Genomic DNA, 21,324 nt, shown 5'->3' on the forward strand with positions numbered 1-21,324 from the left:
GGGAACGATTGCGCAAATAAATCCTTTCCTTTCTTTTTATTTATAAAATGAAGTGTGTAGACTTGTTAAAAGATAGCGTGATGTAATACATCAAAACAAATTCCAGCGTGATACAAAAATGTGATCAAGATTTTCTATAAGTAAGAAGCAACGACAAAACGAAAACTGATATCAACCAAACTATACATTGTTATAATTCAAACCACGTATGAAACTATTTTATTCCACGCTCGTATTTACCCTGCTACTGAGCTTTGCTGCTCGGGCGCAAAACCGTGTTGTTAGCGGGAAAATTACGGCGAAATCCTCAAACGAATCCCTCATCGGCGTTTCCGTTCTCGTGAAAGGAACGCAAACATTTGCCGTATCAAATGAGTCGGGCGTTTACTCCATCAGCATCCCCGCCAATGTTAGCAACCCAACTTTGGTGTTCCGCTTTATGGGGTTCAGAAATCAAGAGGTGAAACTCGGTACCAACAACAAAGTTGATGTTGTGCTCGAAGATGATATCTCTTCCCTCAACGATGTGGTGGTAGTAGGTTATCAAACCATGAAACGTAAAGATCTTACCGGTTCCGTTTCCTCGGTAAATGCCAAACAATTAAAAGATATTCCCATTAACTCCGCTGCGCAAGCACTTACAGGTCGCCTCGCCGGTGTACAAATCACCGGGAACGAAGGTTCGCCTAATGCCGATGTAACGATCCGCGTTCGCGGGGGTGGTTCTATTACGCAAGATAATGCTCCTTTATACATTATCGACGGTATCCAAGTGGAAAACGGTTTATCCGCTATCTCTCCCCAAGATATTGCATCGATCGACGTATTAAAGGATGCTTCTACAACAGCGATCTATGGTGCGCGTGGTGCAAATGGTGTTGTAATTATCACTACAAAAAGCGGTACCGCCGGTAAAAAGCCAACACTTTCATACAGCGGCTTCTACGGCGTTCGTAAACTCGCCAATAAATTAGCGGTTATGCGTCCCTACGACTTTATTACATATCAATACGAAAGAAGCAGGGGTAACAGCACCGATTCTACCGCCTTCGCAGGGCATTATGGCTCCACTTGGGATACCCTTAGCGTATACAAGGATGTGCCATTTGTTGATTGGCAAGATGAAATGTTCGGAAGAACAGCGGCCATGCAAACACATAATATCAGCTTAAGCGGCGGTAGCAGCAATACTACGTACAACCTAAGTTTAACATCGAATAAAGAAGATGGTATTATGCAAGGGTCCGATATGGATCGTAAGTTAGTATCCTTCAAGTTCGATCATAATTTTAGCAAAGCCCTCAAGATTGGTTTCAACACGCGTTACAATAATACCAAGGTAAGTGGTGCAGGTACTTCTGCCGATGGTTCTAGTGCTACCAACCGCTTACGTCATAGTATTAAGTACAAACCGGTACTAGGTGTGGGCGAAGGCTTAACAGATTACGATGCTGAATACGCTTTAGAAACCAACTCCAACAGCTTGGCACTCATCAATCCCATTTTGCTGAATGCCGCAGAATATCGTCGTAATATCCAAAATCTCATCAACATCAGCGGCTATGCCGACCTGCAACTCGCCAAGTTCGCTTCGTTCCGTAGCACGTTTGGGTACGACTATTTCACCACCGAACTCCGATCTTTCGACGATACCATTACCAACAACTCGAAGCAAAACAGTGCCTCTATGCCACTGGCTTCTATCCAAAACCAAAAGCGTTCTACCATTAACTTATCTAACGTACTCACGTTCAGTAACGCGAAGTACAAAGGTGGTTTCAATGATAAGAACAGTTGGAGCGTATTACTCGGTCAAGAAATCTATCAAACCAAAATCGTTACCAATATCATCGAAACGCGCTATTTCCCATTAGGTGTAAATGCTGAATATGCACTCGCCAATATGGGATTAGGTACACCGCCTGTTGGTGTTACGCAACCTCGCCCCGTTACAAGTGAAGTACAAGCGAAATTGGCTTCTTTCTTCGGACGGTTGAACTACAGTTATGCCGACCGTTACTTGTTAAGCTTTACCATGCGTTCCGATGGTTCTTCTAAGTTTGCCGATGGCTTACGTTGGGGCTACTTCCCATCAGGGTCGTTAGCTTGGAGGGTATCGAATGAAGAGTTCTTCAAACCATTATCTACACGTATTAACGACTTGAAGATTCGGGGTAGCTTCGGTAAAGCGGGTAACAACAGGATCAGCGATTTTATGTATCTCATGCAATACAATGCTTTAGCGCAGTATAGTTTGAACGAACAAATCATTCCTGCTTATCAAACTACGGGCTTAGCAAATAAAGATCTCGTGTGGGAATCTACACTTTCTCGCAATATCGGGTTTGATGTAAGTATCCTCAACAACCGCTTACAAGTAAGCGCCGATTACTATAAAAATGAAACCGATAACTTGTTAGTGTCTGTGCCTATTCCTTCGCCGGTAGGATACACAAAACAAATGCAAAATGTAGGTAAGACTTCTAACCGCGGAGTGGAACTCCAAATCAACGCCGTACCTATTGCAAAGAAAGATTTCTCTTGGAATGTAAACTTCAACATCTCTTTCAATAAAAACCGCGTAGAAAGCCTCGGTAACCGCCAAACATTCTACTTAGAAAATTCGGGCTGGGCATTGAATAACAGTCCTGCCGACTTCCTAGTACAAGTTGGTCAACCGGTAGGTACTATATGGGGACAACGAACAGACGGCTGGTATACTCTCGATGATTTCGATTACGACCCAGCTACTGAAAAATACACCTTGAAGAAAGGTGTTCCAGACAACAGCTCCGTTACTTCAGTAACACCATACCCAGGCGTGGTGAAATTCAAAGACTTGGATGGCGACGGAATTGTAAATGATAAAGACCGTACCATTATAGGTAATACTACCCCGAAATACTTTGGTGGTTTGAACCAACAATTCACATACAAAAACTTCGATTTAAGTGTGTTCTTAAACTTCCAAGGTGGCAACGATGTGTACAATGCCAACAAATTGGAATTCACGAACGGCTATACACCGAATGCCAATATGTTAGCGATTATGAATGGTCGTTGGAAGAACATCGACGAAAACGGTAACGTTGTAAAAGATCCTGCGCGCTTAGCAGAAATTAATAAGAACGCTACTATTTGGAGTGCAAGTACCAGCGGTAACTCGTTCGTAGCACATTCTTGGGCGATTGAAGATGGTTCATTCATCCGTGTGAACAACGTGACGTTGGGTTATACATTACCCAAACACCTCCTGAATGTATTGCGTATTCAAACAGCACGCTTCTACTTCACGGCGAATAACCTAGGTGTAATTACCGGTTATAGTGGCTACGATCCAGAAGTGAATGCCCGTAGAAGCAACCCGGTTACGCAAGGTGTTGATTATAGTGCTTATCCGCGCAGCCGTACATTCTTACTCGGTGTTAACTTATCTCTTTAATCGCTAAACGAACGAACAGTTATGAAAAATTTCATGCGAAAAATATACAAGCCGGTGGCCCTTTGTTTAGCGGGTTACTTAATGCTTACCTCTTCTTGTAATAAATACTTGGAAGTAACACCTGTTTCTTCCTTCGATCCCAGTTTCGTATTCGATAACGTACCCAATGCTACAAAAGCTGTATTAGGTGCTTATGCCGATCTAACGGGCGACCAAGCCTATGGTATTCGTGTAAGTATGTATTACCCGTACGATAACGACGAAATGATGGGACAAGGTGGTACGCCGTACCCCGATAACGAACGTAGGGATATTGCGCACTACCGCGCCAATGCTAATAACACGCAATTAGCAGCACCGTTTGCACAATTGTACAACGGTATCGAAAGAGCCAACATGTGTATCTATTACATCCCGAAGATGAATTTATACACGAATGGTACAGAAAACGACAAGAAAGAATTGCGTCGTTTACACGGGGAAGCCTTAACGCTAAGAGCGCAATATTACTTAGAACTATTGCGCAACTGGGGCGATTTACCGGCTCATTTCGAACCTGCTTTCTTAGAAACAGATTTATATAAAAACAAAACCGACCGCGATACCATCTATAACCGCTTGATTGCTGATTTAGCTGTTGCGGCCGATTTATTACCATGGCGTACGCAAACATCTACAAAAGATGAACGTATTACCCAAGGTGCAGCACGCGCCTTACGTGCGAGAATTGCTTTGTATCGTGGTGGATATGCCTTGCGTAAATCTCGTCAAATGGAACGCAAAGCAGATTACTTAACGTACTACAAAATTGCCCGCGACGAATGCGAAATCATTATGAATCGCCGTGGTGACCATAATTTGAACCCAAGCTATCAATCAGTTTTCAAAGATTTCGTGTGTGCACGACGTGTAGATACGTATGGTGAAATTATTTGGGAAGTTGGTATGGCCGGTGGTTCTAGCGCGGCAGGTGATAGCAAGCTAGGTTATTACAACGGCCCTCGTTGGGGTAGCACGGGTAATGCAGCTTTAACGGTATTGCCAACTTACTTCTACAGCTTCGATTCGTTAGATACACGTAGAGATGTAATGTGTGCACCGTATGAATTTAATACGAACGGTACTTTCAAGGCACGCCCATTACAACAAATGGTGGATGGTAAGTTCCGCCGCGATTGGATGTCGAACCCAGTAAGCATTTCATCTGTAGCACAATACTTCGGTTTGAACTGGCCGCTTATTCGGTTCTCAGATGTGTTGTTAATGTATGCTGAAGCAGAAAACGAACTTAATAGTGGTCCTACTGCGAATGCCATTGCGGCTGTGAAAGAAGTACGTAAGCGTGCTTTTGGTAACAATACCGACCCCGTTACTGTACCTACTGCTTACCAAGATTTCTTTGCTTTCGTGGTGAAAGAAAGAAGTTTGGAATTGGGTGGGGAAGGACACCGTAAATATGATTTGATTCGCTGGAATTTACTGGCTACGAAGTTGAATGAAACGAAACAAACATTAGCTGATATGGCTGCTAAGAAAGCACCATGGAATACTTACCCAGCGAATATGTATTTCAAGAATAATAGCACAGAACTAATTTGGTCGAATTCATATTACAAACCTAGTACATCTGCACCTTCTGGTTATACGAGTGTAGCATGGATAGGTACGGCGATTAACACCACGCTCGTCACTTATTTTGCTGAATCATTTACGCCGAATAAGAGCGAATTGTTACCAATACCACAATCGGTATTAGACGCCAATAAAATATTGACGCAAGATTACGGTCATAACTAAGGATATTAAACTAGTGGAGGGATTGATGAAGAAATACGTTTTGATATTACTCGCGTGCTATAGTTGTGCCGGTGCCCAACAAGTTCAACAAACGGTAACACCCGCCTTGGCTTTTCCAACGGCTGAAGGTGCAGGGAAATATACCACAGGCGGCAGGCATGGAAAAGTAATCGTTGTAACAAACCTCAACGACAGCGGTGCAGGAAGTTTACGTGCTGCCGTGATGGAGAAATACCCAAGAATCGTAGTATTCGCGGTATCAGGAACGATTCAACTCAAGTCACCATTAAAAATCACTTCAGGCAACCTTACCATCGCTGGGCAATCTGCTCCCGGCGATGGTATTTGCATTAGGGATTACACGGTGTCGATCCAATCCAATAATGTAATACTCCGCTACTTGCGTTTCCGCTTAGGCGATGAAACAAAACAAGAAGATGATGCTATTAATGCCATTCGCCGCGAGAATATTATTATCGATCATTGTTCCATGACTTGGGCTACGGATGAATGTGCTTCCTTTTATGATAACAAGCATTTTACGCTCCAATGGTGCATTATTGCCGAAAGCTTACGGCATTCTGTACATCATAAAGGTGAACATGGGTATGGTGGTATTTGGGGAGGACAAAGCGTGAGCTTCCACCACAATTTATTGGCCCATAATACCAGTAGAAACCCGCGCTTTTGTGGTGCCCGGTATACACACGATACGATCAAAGAGTTGGTAGATTTTCGCAATAACGTGTTGTACAATTGGGGCTTCAATAGTGCTTATGGAGGAGAAGGAGGAAATTGTAACATCGTGAATAACTACTACAAAGCGGGCCCCGCTACACGCAAAAGCGTAGCCAACCGTATTGTAAACCCTGCCGATACGCCGTATGGCAAATTCTTTATTGTAGGGAATTATGTCGACGGTTTCCCGGCTATTACCAACAACAACTGGGCAGGTGGTGTGCATTGCGCCGATAAAGAGGCTGCGAAAGCAACTTTACCTTTCCCTATTACGAGCATTCCTGCCGAAAGTGCAACTGATGCGTACGAACAAGTATTGCAACTGGTAGGCGCCAGTTACAAACGTGATGTAATCGATACCAGGATTGTGCAGGAAGTACGTAACAACAACCCGAAACTGGGTAAAGAACAAAACGGGATCATCGATTCGCAAACAGAAGCAGGAGGTTGGCCTTTATTGAAAAGTTTACCGCCTTTGAAAGATAGCGACAACGATGGTATGCCCGATGATTGGGAAGATGCTCATCACCTAGATAAACACAATCCCAACGACGCTGCCGGGCACCATTTACACCCGCAGTACACGAATATTGAAATATATGTAGAAAGTTTACTACAGCAAGCATAGCCTTGCAAACGTTTTCGGCAACGATTGCGTAAAAAAAGTAAACGAATCGATTTGAATAGATAAAATAACTCATTACAATTGTTGATGCGCACGCTTATGAAAGGACTTATTCGATACAGATTATTAGTGGCTTGCTTGCTGGGTAGCATGGCAGCAAACGCCCAACAATTGCCCAAAGTGGCGAGCACTTCTTTTAGAAAAGATACCCTACGCATTACCAACTACGGTGCTGTAGCTGGTGGCGTAGAATTGAATACAAAAGCAATTAATGCGGCCATTGCTGCCTGCTCTAAACGCGGCGGTGGTGTAGTGGTTATTCCTGAAGGTTTATGGGCAACAGGCCCTATAGTGTTACAGTCGAATGTGAATTTGCATTTGCAAAGAAATGCCTTGTTACAGTTTACAGCCGATTTCGATCAATACCCTTTAATAAAAGCTAACTGGGAAGGTGTAGAACAAATGCGTAATCAATCGCCTATATCAGCCGATAATGCCACGAATATCGCAATTACAGGCTACGGTATTATTGACGGTAATGGTGATGCTTGGCGCATGGTGAAGAAGGATAAACTAACCTCTTCTCAATGGAAACGCTTGGTTGCCGGTGGTGGTGTGTTATCGATTGATGAAAAAACATGGTACCCAACCGGTAAATCACGCAAAGGTGCACAAGAGAAAAACCCGGGGTTCATTCAACCCGATCGTAATGCCGAGTACTACAACAGTGTTAAAGATTTCCTGCGTCCAAATTTACTTGTGTTCACAGGTTGTAAACGCATTTTATTAGAAGGCATTACGTTCCAAAATTCACCTGCTTGGTGCTTGCACCCTTTGATGTGCGAAGATGTAACTATTCGGAATATTTACGTTAAAAACCCGTGGTACGCGCAGAACGGGGATGGGATCGACCTCGAATCCTGCTCGCGTGTACAGCTCGATAATAGCACGTTTGATGTGGGCGACGATGGCATCTGTATTAAATCGGGCCGCGATGAAGCCGGTCGTAAAAGGGGCATGCCTTCACAATACATCTATATCAACAATTGCACCGTGTACCATGCACATGGCGGCTTCGTAGTAGGCAGTGAAATGAGCGGTGGGGCAAAGCATATTTACGTGAACAATTGCACTTTCATTGGTACCGACATTGGTTTACGTTTCAAAACAACCCGGGGTCGTGGTGGTATTGTGGAGCATATTTACGTGAATAATGTAAACATGAAAGATATTGTAGGGGAAGCGATCTTGTTCGATATGTACTACGCTGCTGTAGATCCTATTCCGCTTACAGGTGAAAAGCGTGAGAAACCTACTGTTGTAACTTACCCAGTAACAGAAGCCACTCCTCAATTCCAACACTTCGATATTCAAAACGTGGTGTGCGACGGTGCCGCAAAAGCAATTTTTGTACGCGGCTTACCGGAAATGAGTATCAAAGATATTCGTATTAAAAACACTATTATCAAAGCTAACGCAGGTATCGACATTACAGCGGCGGAGAATATTGATATATCAAATATTAATCTCATTATTCCCGCAGGCAACCCGGTTAGTCATATTGTAGACAGTAAGAACGTGAAAATTGAACGCTTACAATACCCGGCAAATGTACCGGCATTGGTAAAAGTATCGGGAGCATTAACAAAAGGAATTCAATTAGTAAAAACGGATGCTAGCAAAGCACAACAAGTAGTCATTTTCGAAGAAGGTGCTACAACAGCTAGCTTCACGCAACAATAACTTATGCGCGCTTTACAGACATTATTACTGTGTGGAACTATCCTCGGTATTACGCCCACATTTGCACAAGAGGTAAACTATGGCAAAGCCATGGCTGAAACTGCTATGCATATATGGCCGGATTCGCTTGTTTCATCGCCTGGTAAGCCTGCTAAATGGACATATGAACAAACCGTGATGCTTCGTGGCATCGAGGGAGTATGGCGGCAAACAGGCGATGGCAAGTACTTCGCGTATATACAAAAGAGTATGGATTTCTTCATCGACGAAAAAGGGAATATCCGTACTTACAAACTGAAGGATTACAATATTGATAATACCATGCCCGGTGGCCTTTTGCTTACTTTGTATGAAGTAACAGGCAAGAAGAAATACTTATTGGCAGCACAGCAATTACGGCAACAATTGCAAGAACAGCCCCGCACAAAAGCAGGCGGCTTCTGGCACAAAAAGATTTACCCTTACCAAATGTGGCTCGATGGTCTGTACATGGGCGAGCCTTTTTATACTGCTTACACCAAGTATTTCGGACCCGATAGTTGCTATAACGATATTGCTCGCCAGTTCGAACTGATGGAACGTTTCTCGATCGATCAAAAAACAGGACTCATGTACCACGGGTACGATGAATCTCGTGAACAGAAATGGTCGAACCCCCAAACAGGGAAAAGTCCTCATGTATGGGCGCGCGCAATGGGTTGGTACGGTATGGCTTTGGTAGATGTATTAGAAAACTTCCCTGCCAACCACCCGAAACGCCCTGCTTTGGTTGCCATCCTCAACAGGTATGCTACTACTATTGCGAAACATCAACATGCTACTTCCTTATTGTGGTACAATATCTTGGATAAACCCGGTGAAGCCCGCAATTACTTTGAATCTTCTGCTAGTGCCATGTTCATTTATACCTTTTTGAAAGGTACCCGCTTAGGTGTGTTGCCTGTGAAATACCGCGCCATAGGGGAGAAGGCCTACGTGGAGCTGGTGAAGAATTTTGTGCAGAAGAACGGGGAAGGGTATTACGACTGGCACGGAACAGTTGCCGTATCGGGTTTAGGTGGAACACCTTACCGCGATGGTAGTTACGATTATTATATGGGTGAAAAAGTGGTAGTGAACGATGCAAAAGGTATGGGCGCTTTCATCCAAGCTGCAAATGAAATCAACTGGCTTCATACCCAAAATAAGCCAACACCCACTGTTACACTCGATTATTTCTATAACCACGAAATAGACAGCGCCAGTGGCCAACAAATCCACTACACTTGGGAGCAACAATCAAACGGCGGGTTTAGCCAATTAGGCGATATCTTCCAACGGTATGGCGCGCGTATCCAAACACTCAAAACAAAGCCTACCAGTAAGAATTTGCAACATAGTGATATCTACATCATCGTGGACCCCGACAATGCAAAAGAGTCCAATTCCCCCGAATTGATAAATACCGTAGAAGCCGATGTTATTGCCAAGTGGGTGAAAGCCGGAGGCGTACTGGTACTGCTTGGTAATGATGTCGGTAACATGGAGTTCAAACATTTCAATGCACTTGCGGAAAGGTTTGGCCTGCATTTCAACGAAGACTCGCACAACCGGGTTACAGGTAAGCAATTCGAAATGGGCGCTATTTCAGTGCCTGCACAACATGCCATCTTTCAGCAACAAACTACTTTGTATATGAAAGAAGTAGCCAGCATTACTACTACCCAAGGCGCTACGCCTTTATTGGTAAAAGATGGTATCACCATGATGGCTATGGCAAAGTATGGCAAAGGCACCGTAGTAGCCGTAGGCGACCCATGGTTATACAACGAGTATGTAGACGGACGAAAACTGCCACAGGAGTTGAATAATTACAAGCCGGCCGAAGATTTCGTACAATGGTTGATCGCACAAACGAAGGGGAAATGAAATTATTGATCTATCAATTACATATCATGCTTTGTTTGCTGGTTGCTAATTCAGCCCTGGCTATGGCCACGCGGCCTATTGTAGTATCGAAAGATGGAAAGGGACACTTCACCTCCATTCAAGCTGCTATTAACAGTTTGAGCGATTCGTCGGGTACCCCCAGAACGATTCTTATTAAGAATGGCATTTATACGGAGAAAGTATACATAGAGAAGCACAACATTATTCTACAAGGAGAAAGCATGGATAAAACAATCATCACCCAAGCAATAGCCCGCGATTATTGGCGCTGCTTGCATAATGATGATTGGGGTGTAGCTACGATGAATATTGATGGGAATGATATTACACTTATCAACCTCACCATTCGTAACACCTACGGCAAAGATTATCCCAACGATGTTGTACTCGATTGCCCAAAGGATTCTATCTCACCTAAGAAGAAAATCACAAAAGGCAGTCACCAAATGGCTTTGCGCACCATGAACGGTACGCGGTTACAAGCTTACCGTTGCCACTTTATTGCCTATGGCGGCGATACGGTAAGTCCTTGGCAAACTGTTACCGGCATGTTTTATTTCAAAGATTGTGTAATGGAAGGCGGGGTAGATTTTTATTGCCCACGTGGTATAGCTATGGCAGAAGGTTGCACGTTTGTAGCTACCAGTGGAACAGCGGCTATTTGGCACGATGGAAGCGGGTTTGAAGATGCGAAAACGGTATTGAAGCATTGCACCTTCAAAGGGTACAACCAGTTCAAGTTGGGACGTTATCACCGCGATGCACAGTTCTATTTACTGTATTGCACGTTCGATGAAAACATGGCCGATGAGGATATTTACCTCGTGCCTACTTCGAATGTGTTGCAGTGGGGAAGAAGGATTTATTACTATGATTGTCATCGTACAGGTGGCGATTATGCATGGCATAAAAATAATTTGAATACTGCAAAAGGTACACCCCAAGCGGATCGTATCGATATCAACTGGGTATTTCAACAGCAGTGGAAACCGGGTAACATAAAACTTTAAGACTGTTTAAAATTGGCATAAGGGTATGATTTTGTCACGTTATACATTGAAGAACATCCAATCGGCGCAAATGTCGGCGCCTGCGGAGGATTTATTGGAGTTGCCAGAAAAAGTATTGCAATTTGGTACAGGTGTGCTTTTGCGTGCTTTACCAGGGTATTTTATCGACAAAGCTAACAAGCAAGGTGTGTTTAATGGGCGTATTGTTATGGTGAAAAGCACCACGCAAGGCAATGATGCCACGGCCTTCGAAAACCAAGACGGCCTATACACCTTATGTGTACGAGGTATTGAAGACGGCCGGCCTGTACACGAAAATATCATCAACGCATCCGTAAGCCGGGTAATTGAAGCGCAACAAGATTGGCCTTCTGTGCTCGAATGCGCGCATAATCAACAATTGCAAATCATTATTTCGAATACCACGGAAGTAGGCATTCAACTGGTGAACGACGATATCCGGAGGCACCCACCTGTATCGTTCCCCGGTAAGTTATTGGCATTTCTGTATGAACGTTTCAAAGCCTTTAACGGCAGCCCTGCCAGCGGTATGGTCATTGTACCTACAGAGTTGTTGCCGGGTAATGGAAAAATATTAGAATCGATTGTACTCGAGCTAGCACATTTAAACGGGTTACAGGCCGACTTTATCGAATGGTTAGAACAACACAATCATTTCTGCAATAGCTTGGTAGATCGTATTGTACCGGGGCGTCCATCGAGCGAACAAGCAGCTGCTATGCAAACAGATTGGGGATATAAAGATAGTCTTATCACCATGACGGAACACTACCGCTTATGGGCTATTGAAGGAGATGAACACATCGCGAAGATATTATCATTTGCCACAGTAGATGAGGGCGTTATTGTAACCCCTAATATTCAGCAACACCGCGAATTAAAGCTTCGCTTACTGAACGGTACACATACACTCAGTTGCGCATTGGCTTTTTTAGCAGGCGAACAAACTGTTAAGTCGGCCATGGAAAACCCTGCTGTGGCTGGGTTTATTCATCATCTCATGATGGAAGAAATCGCACCCAGTATTCCCCACGATATTACATTAGCTACCGCGCATGTATTCGGTGAGAAAGTACTCGACCGTTTCCGCAACCCGCATATCGAGCATTACTGGTTAAACATCAGTATGCAATACACTTCCAAATTACGCATGCGTTGCGTACCTATTCTGTTGAAACACTATGAACAATTTGAATGCCCGCCGCAAACCATGGCACTTGGCTTCGCGGCGTACTTAGTATTCATGCAGCCTACAAAGAAATCGGCAGAACAGTTTACAGGCCATTACAACGGGTACGATTACACCATTAACGACGATGCTGCCGATTACTTCTACCGCGCATGGCAAGGCTTTACACCAGCCGCGCTTGTTCATGAAGTATTGTCGAACACGGCGTTGTGGGATGAAGACTTAAGTGTACTCCCAGGATTCAGCGAAGCAGTATTACAGCATGTATTGGTGATTCTGCAAGATGGGGTTGTACATGCCATCGAGCAATTAGGGCATGCCCATAAAGTTTAAATTGTTTTAGTAGGGGTAGCAGTTGCGTGTATGCGTTCCTGTTATCGCCTTAACCATATATCAGATCATGAAAAAGTTTTTAGACGAGCACTTCCTTTTACACAATCGCACTGCGCAGATCTTGTACCACGATTATGCGAAGCAAATGCCTATTATCGATTATCACTGTCATTTGCCACCGGCACAAATCGCGAACGATGTGCGTTTCGAGAACCTTACGCAGGTATGGTTATACGGCGATCATTACAAGTGGAGAGCAATGCGTACAAACGGCGTAGATGAAAGCTTTTGCACCGGTGCACAACCCGATTTTGCGAAGTTCGAGAAATGGGCGGAAACAGTACCGTATACATTACGCAACCCACTGTATCATTGGACACACTTGGAATTGCAACGTTACTTTGGCGTAGAAGACATTTTACACGCATCTTCCGCCCGCAACATCTACGATCATTGTACGAACTTATTACAAACCGGCGATTACAGTGTACGCAACCTACTACGCAAAATGAACGTGAAGATTGTGTGTACAACAGACGACCCGGTAGATACCTTGCAAGAACATCAACAAATAAAGGCATCCGGTTTCGAGATAAAAGTATTGCCCGCTTTCAGGCCCGATAAAGCCATGAACGTGGCAAATGTGAACGTATTTAATGATTATGTAACGAAGTTGGAAGCAGCTTCGGGCATACATATCACTTCCTTCCAAACCTATCTCGACGCGCTGAAGCAACGACACGATTATTTCGCCGCACAAAACTGCTCTGTATCCGACCATGGTCTTGAACAAATTTACGCGGCCGATTATACGGAACAAGAAATAGCAACAATCTTCCAAAAGTTACGTGCCTTCAAAACACTGGATGTAAACGAGCAACTGAAATTCCAATCCGCCATGTTGTACCAGTTTGCGGAATGGAACTGGGAAAAAGGCTGGGTACAACAATTTCACCTCGGGGCATTGCGCAATAACAATTCGCGCATGATGCAACAACTAGGTGCCGATACCGGCTGGGATTCTATCGGCGATTTCACCCAAGCAGCGGCACTTGCCAAGTTTTTAGATAAGTTAGATAGGAATAATAAACTAGCTAAAACTATTTTGTATAACTTGAATCCTGCCGACAACGAGTTAATGGCTACCATGATCGGGAATTTCAATGATGGTAGCAGTGCAGGGAAAATACAATACGGTGCCGCTTGGTGGTTCTTAGATCAGAAAGATGGCATGACGAAACAAATTAATGCCCTGTCGAACATGGGATTATTAAGTCGTTCCGTTGGCATGCTCACCGATTCCCGCAGCTTTTTATCGTACCCACGCCACGAATATTTCCGCCGCCTTTTATGTAACCTATTCGGCGAAGAAATAGAGAATGGCGAGTTGCCCAACGACGAGAAATGGGTAGGACAAGTGATACAAGACATTTGCTATAATAATGCCAACCAATATTTCAACTGGCCGAAGTAGCCATCTTAAAAATTCCATGTTATGAATAAAACAGTCGACACCCTTCCACCGAAAGAAGTGCCACCTGTACACCAGGCGATTGGCAAATACCGTTATACCGTGGTGGCCTTGTTGTTCTTTGCGACCACCATCAACTACTTGGATCGACAAATTATTGGGTTCTTAAAGCCAGAGTTAACCAAAGAGTTTGGTTGGACGGAGATGGATTACAGTAAAATCATCATGGCATTCCAATTGGCTTATGCAGCGGGCTTCTTAGTGTTTGGAAAATATATAGAGAAGATAGGTACGAAAGTGGGGTATATTCTCAGCGTAACGATTTGGAGTATAGCAGCCATATTTCATGCTGCCGCAAAATCGACCTTTGGCTTTGGTATAGCGCGTAGTGCATTGGGTTTGGGCGAAGCGGGTAACTTCCCGGCAGCGATTAAATCGGTAGCGGAATGGTTCCCTAAACGCGAGCGTGCCTTGGCAACAGGTATATTCAATTCTGGCGCCAACATTGGTGCCGTGGCGGCGCCGTTATTAATTCCCTGGTTATTGGCGGCCTATGGTTGGCAAGAAGCGTTTATAGTAACGGGAGCCGTGGGGTTTGTGTGGTTAGCTTGTTGGATGATTTTTTACCAAATCCCGGCTAAATCGAAGAAACTTGGCGCAGCAGAATATGCTTATATACATTCCGATGATCAAACAGCCCCGGAAACGGAGGAGGGAAAAGTGTCGTGGGGTAAAATGCTGCAATACAGGCAAACTTGGGCTTTTGTATTTGGGAAGTTCTTAACAGACCCTATTTGGTGGTTTTTCTTGTTATGGTTGCCCGATTACTTTAGCAGCGCTTTCCATTTGAACTTAAAAGAACCGGGATGGCCCTTGGTGATTATTTATACCTCAACTACCATCGGTAGCATTGGCGGGGGGTATTTATCCTCGTATTTAATTAAAAAGGGTTGGTCGGTATTCAAAGCGCGCAAAGTGGCCATGTTGGTATTTGCCATTAGCGTAGTACCGATCATTTTCGCGAAATATGCCGGTAATATGTGGGTGATTGTAGGCTTAATTTCTTTAGCCGCCGCAGCACACCAAGCATGGAGTGCCAACATTTTTACAACAGCCAGCGATATGTTCCCGAAGAAAGCAGTGAGTTCGATTGTTGGGATTGGTGGAATGGCAGGTGCAGTAGGGGGAATTTTGTTCCCGATGTTGGTAGGTGGCATCTTGGATTATTTTAATCAATTAGGTAATAAAACCGCCGGTTACAACTTAATCTTTATCCTGTGCGGCTCGGCCTACCTGTTGGCTTGGCTGTTAATGCACTTGCTGGCTCCGAAGATGGACCGTGTAGAAGTGTAAACAGTACATGAAATAATACATAGAAAAGGTCGCCTCTACCCCTGTAGAGGGGGCCTTTTTGGGTTTTAGGGGGGAAGGAATAGGTTTGGGATGGGGGAGGATTGGGTAATTACCGACTGGGAATAAGGTAAACATAAGGGTAATATCGACCGCATACCGATGGTAATACGAGGTAAATACGATCAAACTACATGGAATTACATAGAAATTACATGGAACTTACATGGAAATCACCTTGAAACACCTTGAAATTACATGGAACTTACTTGGGAAACACTTGGAAGGTAGCTAATGGGTATAGGCAGGTATAAGTCTTTCAAAGGGAAGTTAAAGGGTCGTTGACTACTTTCAAAGGGTGGTCAAAGGCATTTCAAAGGGTATTCAAAGGCTCGTTAAAGGGAAGTCAAAGGGTATTCAAAGGCTCGGGGTATGAAAACCCAGTTTTGAACAGCTTTACATGTAAACTGGGAAATACGTGGGTAGCTTTACAGGATGCCTGTAATAATTATATTGGAGAATGGGTATCATAGCAGGGAAATGGCTTAATACTATCAGTATGAGCAAATTAGTGCATTTGGGTGAATGGAAGATGCAGCACGGTCAAACCCATTAAGTTTGTATAAACTTTAAATTCCTTCTAATACCGGCGTATTTACTACGCTTCATGGGCGATTTGCGGAATATGTTCTTAAACTCATCTTCGGTGAGGGCTTCCCATTCTTTGGTGCTGAAATTGAGTATTTCGGGAATGGGGGTGAAGTCGACATCGGAATGGGGTTTCGCAAAGCGGTTCCAAGGGCATACATCTTGGCAAACATCGCAACCGAACATCCAATCTTTGAACTTGCCTTGCATCTCGTTGGGGATGAGTTGCTCTTTTAGTTCAATAGTGAAGTAAGAAATACACTTACTACCGTCTACTACGGAAGGAGATACAATGGCACCTGTAGGGCATGCGTCGAGGCAGCGGGTACAACTTCCACAAAAATCGGCCACGGGGCCGTCGTATAATAAGGGAATATCTACAATAAGGGTGGCAATAAAGAAGAAAGAGCCGGCTTGTTTATGTATAATATTGCCATTTTTACCAATCCAGCCTAGGCCACTGCGTTTGGCCCAGCTTCTTTCTAATACGGGGGCCGAATCAACAAATCCCCGGCCCGAAATATTGCCTGTTACTTTTCTTATATCTTCCAACAGCGTATTCAACCTGGCTTTGATGACTTCGTGGTAATCTTTTCCGTAGGCATATTTAGCCACTTTGGGTGCATTTGGTTGTTGTACTTGTGATGGAAAATAATTCAACAATAAAGTTATTACAGACTGTGCGCCCTCCACCAATTTTCGTGGATCTATACGTTTATCGAAATAATTTTCCATGTACTGCATGTTACCATGCATACCCTTATTCAGCCATGCTTCTAGGCGAAAAGCATCTTCCGTTAGCTCCTCTGCTTTCGAAATGCCACAGTAATCAAAGCCTAGCTCCTTGGTACGCTGCTTAATGTATACGGTATTTTTTTCGATTTGTAACAACAATAACGTTTTTGTGTGATATGTAGCAAAACGCTACTTTATCTTGATAAAATCATTTAATTTTCGGCAAAATTATCCCATTTTCAAACAACCTACTATGTTTCAGCAAAAAATTCAACTTGTTTGTTGCTGCCTCCTTTTGTCGTTGTTCCCTTACCTAGCGAAAGCTCAGGACAAGCCCAACGTAAAATTCGGTAAAGTAACCGTTGATGATCTTAAAAAACGCGTGTATTCGATCGACAGTAGTGCGAATGCTGTCATTATTCTCAACGTTGCCAGCTCCGAGTATGAAGGAGGGGTCGACGGACTTTCCATTGTATTCAAACGTCAATGTAGGATTCATATCCTTAACAAGAATGGTTTCGACCTGGCGAATGTTGTATTTAACATCTTTAAATCCGATGGGGAAGAAGAGCGTGCTTCTAAAATTGCAGGTACTACCTACAACCTGGAAGGCGACAAAATCGTGAAAACGGAATTAAACAGTAACACTGTTTTTACCGATAAGTACGACGATAAAATTAGCCTAAAGAAATTTACCATGCCCGCGGTAAAGGAAGGTTCTATTATTGAATTCACTTACACCATCCGTTCTCCATTCAGCTTCGACATCCCGAATTGGGAGTTCCAGAGCTTGGAAGCGCCCACTTTATGGAGCGAGTATACCGTGGCCATCCCAGAATTCTACGAATTCATCTTCTTAACACAAGGCTATATCCCTTTCCACTTAAAGGATAAGGAGAATACCCGTAAAAACTACAATATTCGTTCAAGTGGCGGGGCCGCTGCAGGTTCAACAGCCAGTGTTGACGCCGGTGTTACCAATCACCGTTTCGTGATGAAAGATGTGCCCATGTTGAAGGAAGAAATGTATACCACTACCACTAAGAACCACATATCGAAAATCTCTTTTCAATTATCCGCTACACGTTACCCGAACCAGCCGTATAGGCCTGTATTATCTACTTGGGCCAGCTTTAGCGAAAACATGTTGAAAAGAGAAATGTATGGTGCTGAATTAGAGAAAGGTAATGGTTTCTTAGATGAAACAGTAGAACAAGTAACTGCAGGTGCTAAAACGCCGCTTGAAAAAGCGATGAAAATACATGCTTACGTACGCGACAACTTTGTATGTAGTGATCGTGGGTATTTATTCAAACAGCACACTTTCCGCGAAACCTTCAAGTCGAAAAAAGGTTCTTCTACTGAAATTAACCTCTTGTTAGTAGCCATGCTTCGTGCTGCCAAAATTGAGGCCAACCCAGTTTTGTTAAGTACCCGTAGCCATGGTAAAACCTACGAAGTATATCCATTAATGGAGAAATTCAATTGCACGGTGGTAGAAGTAATTGCCAACGATCAAATTTATTATATCGACGGTAGCTACCCTTATTTGGGCTTCAATAAATTGAATCCAGAAGTATATAATGGTCATGCAAGGGTAATGAACAAGGAGGCCGACCCTGTTAGTTTCGATCCAGATTCGTTACGCTTACAAAAGCTTACCAGTGTTATTTTGATCCCCGCAGAAGATGGCAGTGGCATGGTAGGTTCTATTCAACAAGTACCCAGTTACCCAGAATCGTACCGTTACCGTGAATTAATCAAAGAAAAAGGAGAAGATTTTCTAGCGAATGATCTTGTAAGCGCAAAAGGAGGAACGGAAGTAAGTAATGTAAGGGTCGATCGCTTGAAAACATATGAAGAGTCGTTGATGTTAAGCTTCGATGTAAAATGGAAGCAAGATAAAAATGCACCGGTTTTATACTTCAACCCTATGTTATTCGAAGCAAATGAATCGAACCCATTCAAAAGTCTCGACCGTTTTTATCCTGTAGAAATGAATGGTACCATCGATAATACTTATAGCCTTACGTTTACAGTACCAGCAGGCTATGAAGTAGAAGAAATGCCAACATCGTCGATGATTCGCTTAGAAGATAATGCGGGCGTATTCCAGTATTTCGTAGCGGAAGACAATGGCGTTATTCAATTGCGTTCCCGTATTAAACTTAACAAGGCCAATTTCGCGAAGGAAGACTATGTTACTTTGCGTGCATTTTTCGATGAAATCGTGAAGAAGCAAGCGGAACAATTGGTACTGAAAAAGAAAGCCTAATGAAATTTAAAAGACTATTATCTCTCCTCATAGCCACTTTTTGTAGTACAACTTTATTGGGGCAAGATCCGGGTAAAGTGAATTTAGCCGTTAGTGAAATACCGCCCGGCTTATTAAAGAATGCCGATGCTGTTATTCGATACGATTACACTTCGGTAGTAATGAATAACTTACGTGATGTAAGGGAAGTAACCCGCATGGCTTTCACGATCTTAAATGAATCGGCGAAGGATGATGCACAAATTGTGTACAGGTATTCTAAAAACGCGGAGTTACGCAATGTAAGGGCAGCTTTATACGATGCTAATGGTAAATTGGTACGGAAGCTAAAACAAAGTGAACTAAGTGATGTTAGCGGGGTAGATGGGAGTTCATTAATTAGTGATGAGCGTATTAAAACATTTAATTTTTATTACAATGTTTACCCATATACCATAGTTGTAGAATCTGAATATAAAATCAATACTAGCTTATTTATACCTGGATGGCGCGCGGTAAGTGATGCCCGCCGTTCGGTGCAATCGTCTAGTTACGAAATTACAGTACCTGCCGGTTATCAGCTTAACTTCCGCAAGCAAGCGCTTAAAGGGGATTTGAAAACTTGGGAGGAAAAGGGTACTAAAACCTACGCCTACAGCTTAGAGCAGTTCGAAGCAGTGCCAGAAGAATCGTATGCTAAGCCTTTAAAAGATAGGGTGCCTTCTATCATGGTGTCGCCATCCGATTTCGAAATGGGTAATTATACCGGCAACTTAAATGATTGGTTGGGTTTCGGTAAATTTCTATATGAATTGAATGCCGGTCGCGATGTATTGCCACCCAATATTAAGCAAAAAGTACACGAGTTAACAGATGGAATAAGCGACCCGAAAGAAAAGGCGGCGATATTATATCGTTTTATGCAGAATAATACCCGCTATATCAGTATTCAACTAGGTATTGGTGGTTTACAAACCTTCGATGCTTTATCGGTAGCCAAGAATAATTACGGCGATTGTAAGGCTTTATCTAACTATATGATGGCGATGTTGAAGGAAGTGAATATTCCTTCTTATTGTGCAGCTATATATGCCGATCAGTATTACGTGGGTACGAAGGCCGACTTCCCCAGCTCATCATTCAACCATATGATTTTATGTATCCCGTTTTCTGCGAAAGATACTACTTGGTTAGAATGTACGAGTCAAACGAAGCAATTCGGCTTTTTGGGTAGTTTTACGGCCAATCGCCCGGCCTTGTTAGTTACTCCGAATGGCGGTGTACTAGTGAATACGCCTGCATATACAGCGAAGGAGAATGCCCTTGTGCGTTCCGTATCTGCAAAGATTATCAATAATAGCGATGTAGAGCTGAATGTAAATACGAGATATATTGGATTGCAGCAAGAAGGCTTATACGAGTATATTCACAGTAGGTCCGAAGAGCAACAGTTGAACCGTTTGAAAGAAGACATTGATTTGCCTTCTTATGAAGTGACGAAGTTCAAATACAACATCATCAATGGCACATCAATTCCTGAGCTACAAGAGTTGTTGGAATTAAAAGCCTTGAATTATGTATCGGCGAGTGGCAAGCGTTTGTTTATTGTGCCGAATATGATCAGTAAGAACCGGAACTATTTAAAAACACCTACGAAGCCACGTACAGAAGAACTGGTTTTGCGTCTTAACTTCCATGATATGGACTCTGTTCAAATTGACTTGCCGGCGGGGTATGTATTAGAATCGTTACCAAGCCCTGTAGCACTTTCTACCAAGTTTGGCGAGTACAAGGCACATGTGGAAGTGAAAGACATGAAATTGGTGCTTGTAAGATCCGAGCAACGAAAGAGCGGGAATTTCCCGGCGGAAGATTACCCGGCTTATGTTAATTTTATCAATGCTATCACGGATGCAGATGCAGCACGCGTAGTGTTGGTGAAGAAAGAATAAGACAATTGCTTATATGAGATAAAAGGCGGTCGCTCCATTTGTGAGCGGCCGTTTTTGATTTATGGAAAATCCATTATATTCATAGTT

Annotated in this window: 12 protein-coding genes; 11 read left to right on the forward strand and 1 reads right to left on the reverse strand. The window is 43.4% G+C overall.

The window, feature by feature from the left end:
* The first annotated feature begins 208 nt into the window (after positions 1-208).
* From LX64_RS12135 to LX64_RS12175, 9 genes are all read left to right on the forward strand, one after another.
* Entirely contained in the window at positions 209-3,442 is a 3,234-nt protein-coding gene (locus tag LX64_RS12135; RefSeq protein ID WP_111597920.1) for a SusC/RagA family TonB-linked outer membrane protein, read from the forward strand.
* Between the two features lie 21 nt (positions 3,443-3,463).
* Positions 3,464-5,239, forward strand: coding sequence for a RagB/SusD family nutrient uptake outer membrane protein (locus LX64_RS12140; RefSeq protein ID WP_211324797.1), 1,776 nt, complete (start codon positions 3,464-3,466; stop codon positions 5,237-5,239).
* Between the two features lie 25 nt (positions 5,240-5,264).
* Entirely contained in the window at positions 5,265-6,605 is a 1,341-nt protein-coding gene (locus LX64_RS12145) for a pectate lyase (protein WP_111597921.1), read from the forward strand.
* Positions 6,606-6,701: 96 nt separating this feature from the next.
* A complete protein-coding gene (locus tag LX64_RS12150) occupies positions 6,702-8,345 on the forward strand; it encodes a glycoside hydrolase family 28 protein (RefSeq protein WP_211324798.1) in 1,644 nt (547 codons plus the stop codon).
* Positions 8,346-8,348: 3 nt separating this feature from the next.
* Positions 8,349-10,253, forward strand: a complete 1,905-nt coding sequence (locus LX64_RS12155; RefSeq protein WP_111597923.1) for a glycoside hydrolase family 88 protein — start codon at positions 8,349-8,351, stop codon at positions 10,251-10,253.
* The gene (locus LX64_RS12160; RefSeq protein ID WP_211324799.1) at positions 10,250-11,284 is read left to right on the forward strand and encodes a pectinesterase family protein; all 1,035 of its coding nucleotides are present in this window, start codon (positions 10,250-10,252) and stop codon (positions 11,282-11,284) included. The genes LX64_RS12155 and LX64_RS12160 overlap by 4 nt, the downstream gene beginning before the upstream one ends.
* Before the next feature lie 25 nt (positions 11,285-11,309).
* Positions 11,310-12,827, forward strand: a complete 1,518-nt coding sequence (locus LX64_RS12165; RefSeq protein ID WP_111597924.1) for a tagaturonate reductase — start codon at positions 11,310-11,312, stop codon at positions 12,825-12,827.
* A gap of 67 nt (positions 12,828-12,894) precedes the next feature.
* Positions 12,895-14,301, forward strand: coding sequence for a glucuronate isomerase (gene uxaC / locus LX64_RS12170; RefSeq protein WP_111598151.1), 1,407 nt, complete (start codon positions 12,895-12,897; stop codon positions 14,299-14,301).
* Positions 14,302-14,322: 21 nt separating this feature from the next.
* Complete coding sequence (locus tag LX64_RS12175; protein ID WP_111597925.1) at positions 14,323-15,651, forward strand: MFS transporter; 1,329 nt, start codon at positions 14,323-14,325, stop codon at positions 15,649-15,651.
* Positions 15,652-16,260: 609 nt separating this feature from the next.
* Here the strand turns inward: LX64_RS12175 and queG are convergent.
* Entirely contained in the window at positions 16,261-17,187 is a 927-nt protein-coding gene (queG, locus tag LX64_RS12180) for a tRNA epoxyqueuosine(34) reductase QueG (RefSeq protein WP_111598152.1), read from the reverse strand.
* A gap of 97 nt (positions 17,188-17,284) precedes the next feature.
* Between queG and LX64_RS12185 the strand changes: the two genes are divergently transcribed.
* Together LX64_RS12185 and LX64_RS12190 are read left to right on the forward strand one after the other, a co-directional pair.
* Positions 17,285-19,306, forward strand: coding sequence for a DUF3857 domain-containing protein (locus tag LX64_RS12185; RefSeq protein ID WP_111597926.1), 2,022 nt, complete (start codon positions 17,285-17,287; stop codon positions 19,304-19,306).
* Positions 19,306-21,237 carry a DUF3857 domain-containing transglutaminase family protein gene (locus LX64_RS12190; protein ID WP_111597927.1) on the forward strand — a complete coding sequence of 644 codons (1,932 nt, stop codon included), beginning with the start codon at positions 19,306-19,308 and terminating at the stop codon, positions 21,235-21,237. Before LX64_RS12185 ends, LX64_RS12190 begins: the two co-directional genes overlap by 1 nt.
* Positions 21,238-21,324: the final 87 nt, after the last annotated feature.

Source organism: Chitinophaga skermanii, assembly GCF_003259335.1.
Taxonomy (GTDB): domain Bacteria; phylum Bacteroidota; class Bacteroidia; order Chitinophagales; family Chitinophagaceae; genus Chitinophaga; species Chitinophaga skermanii.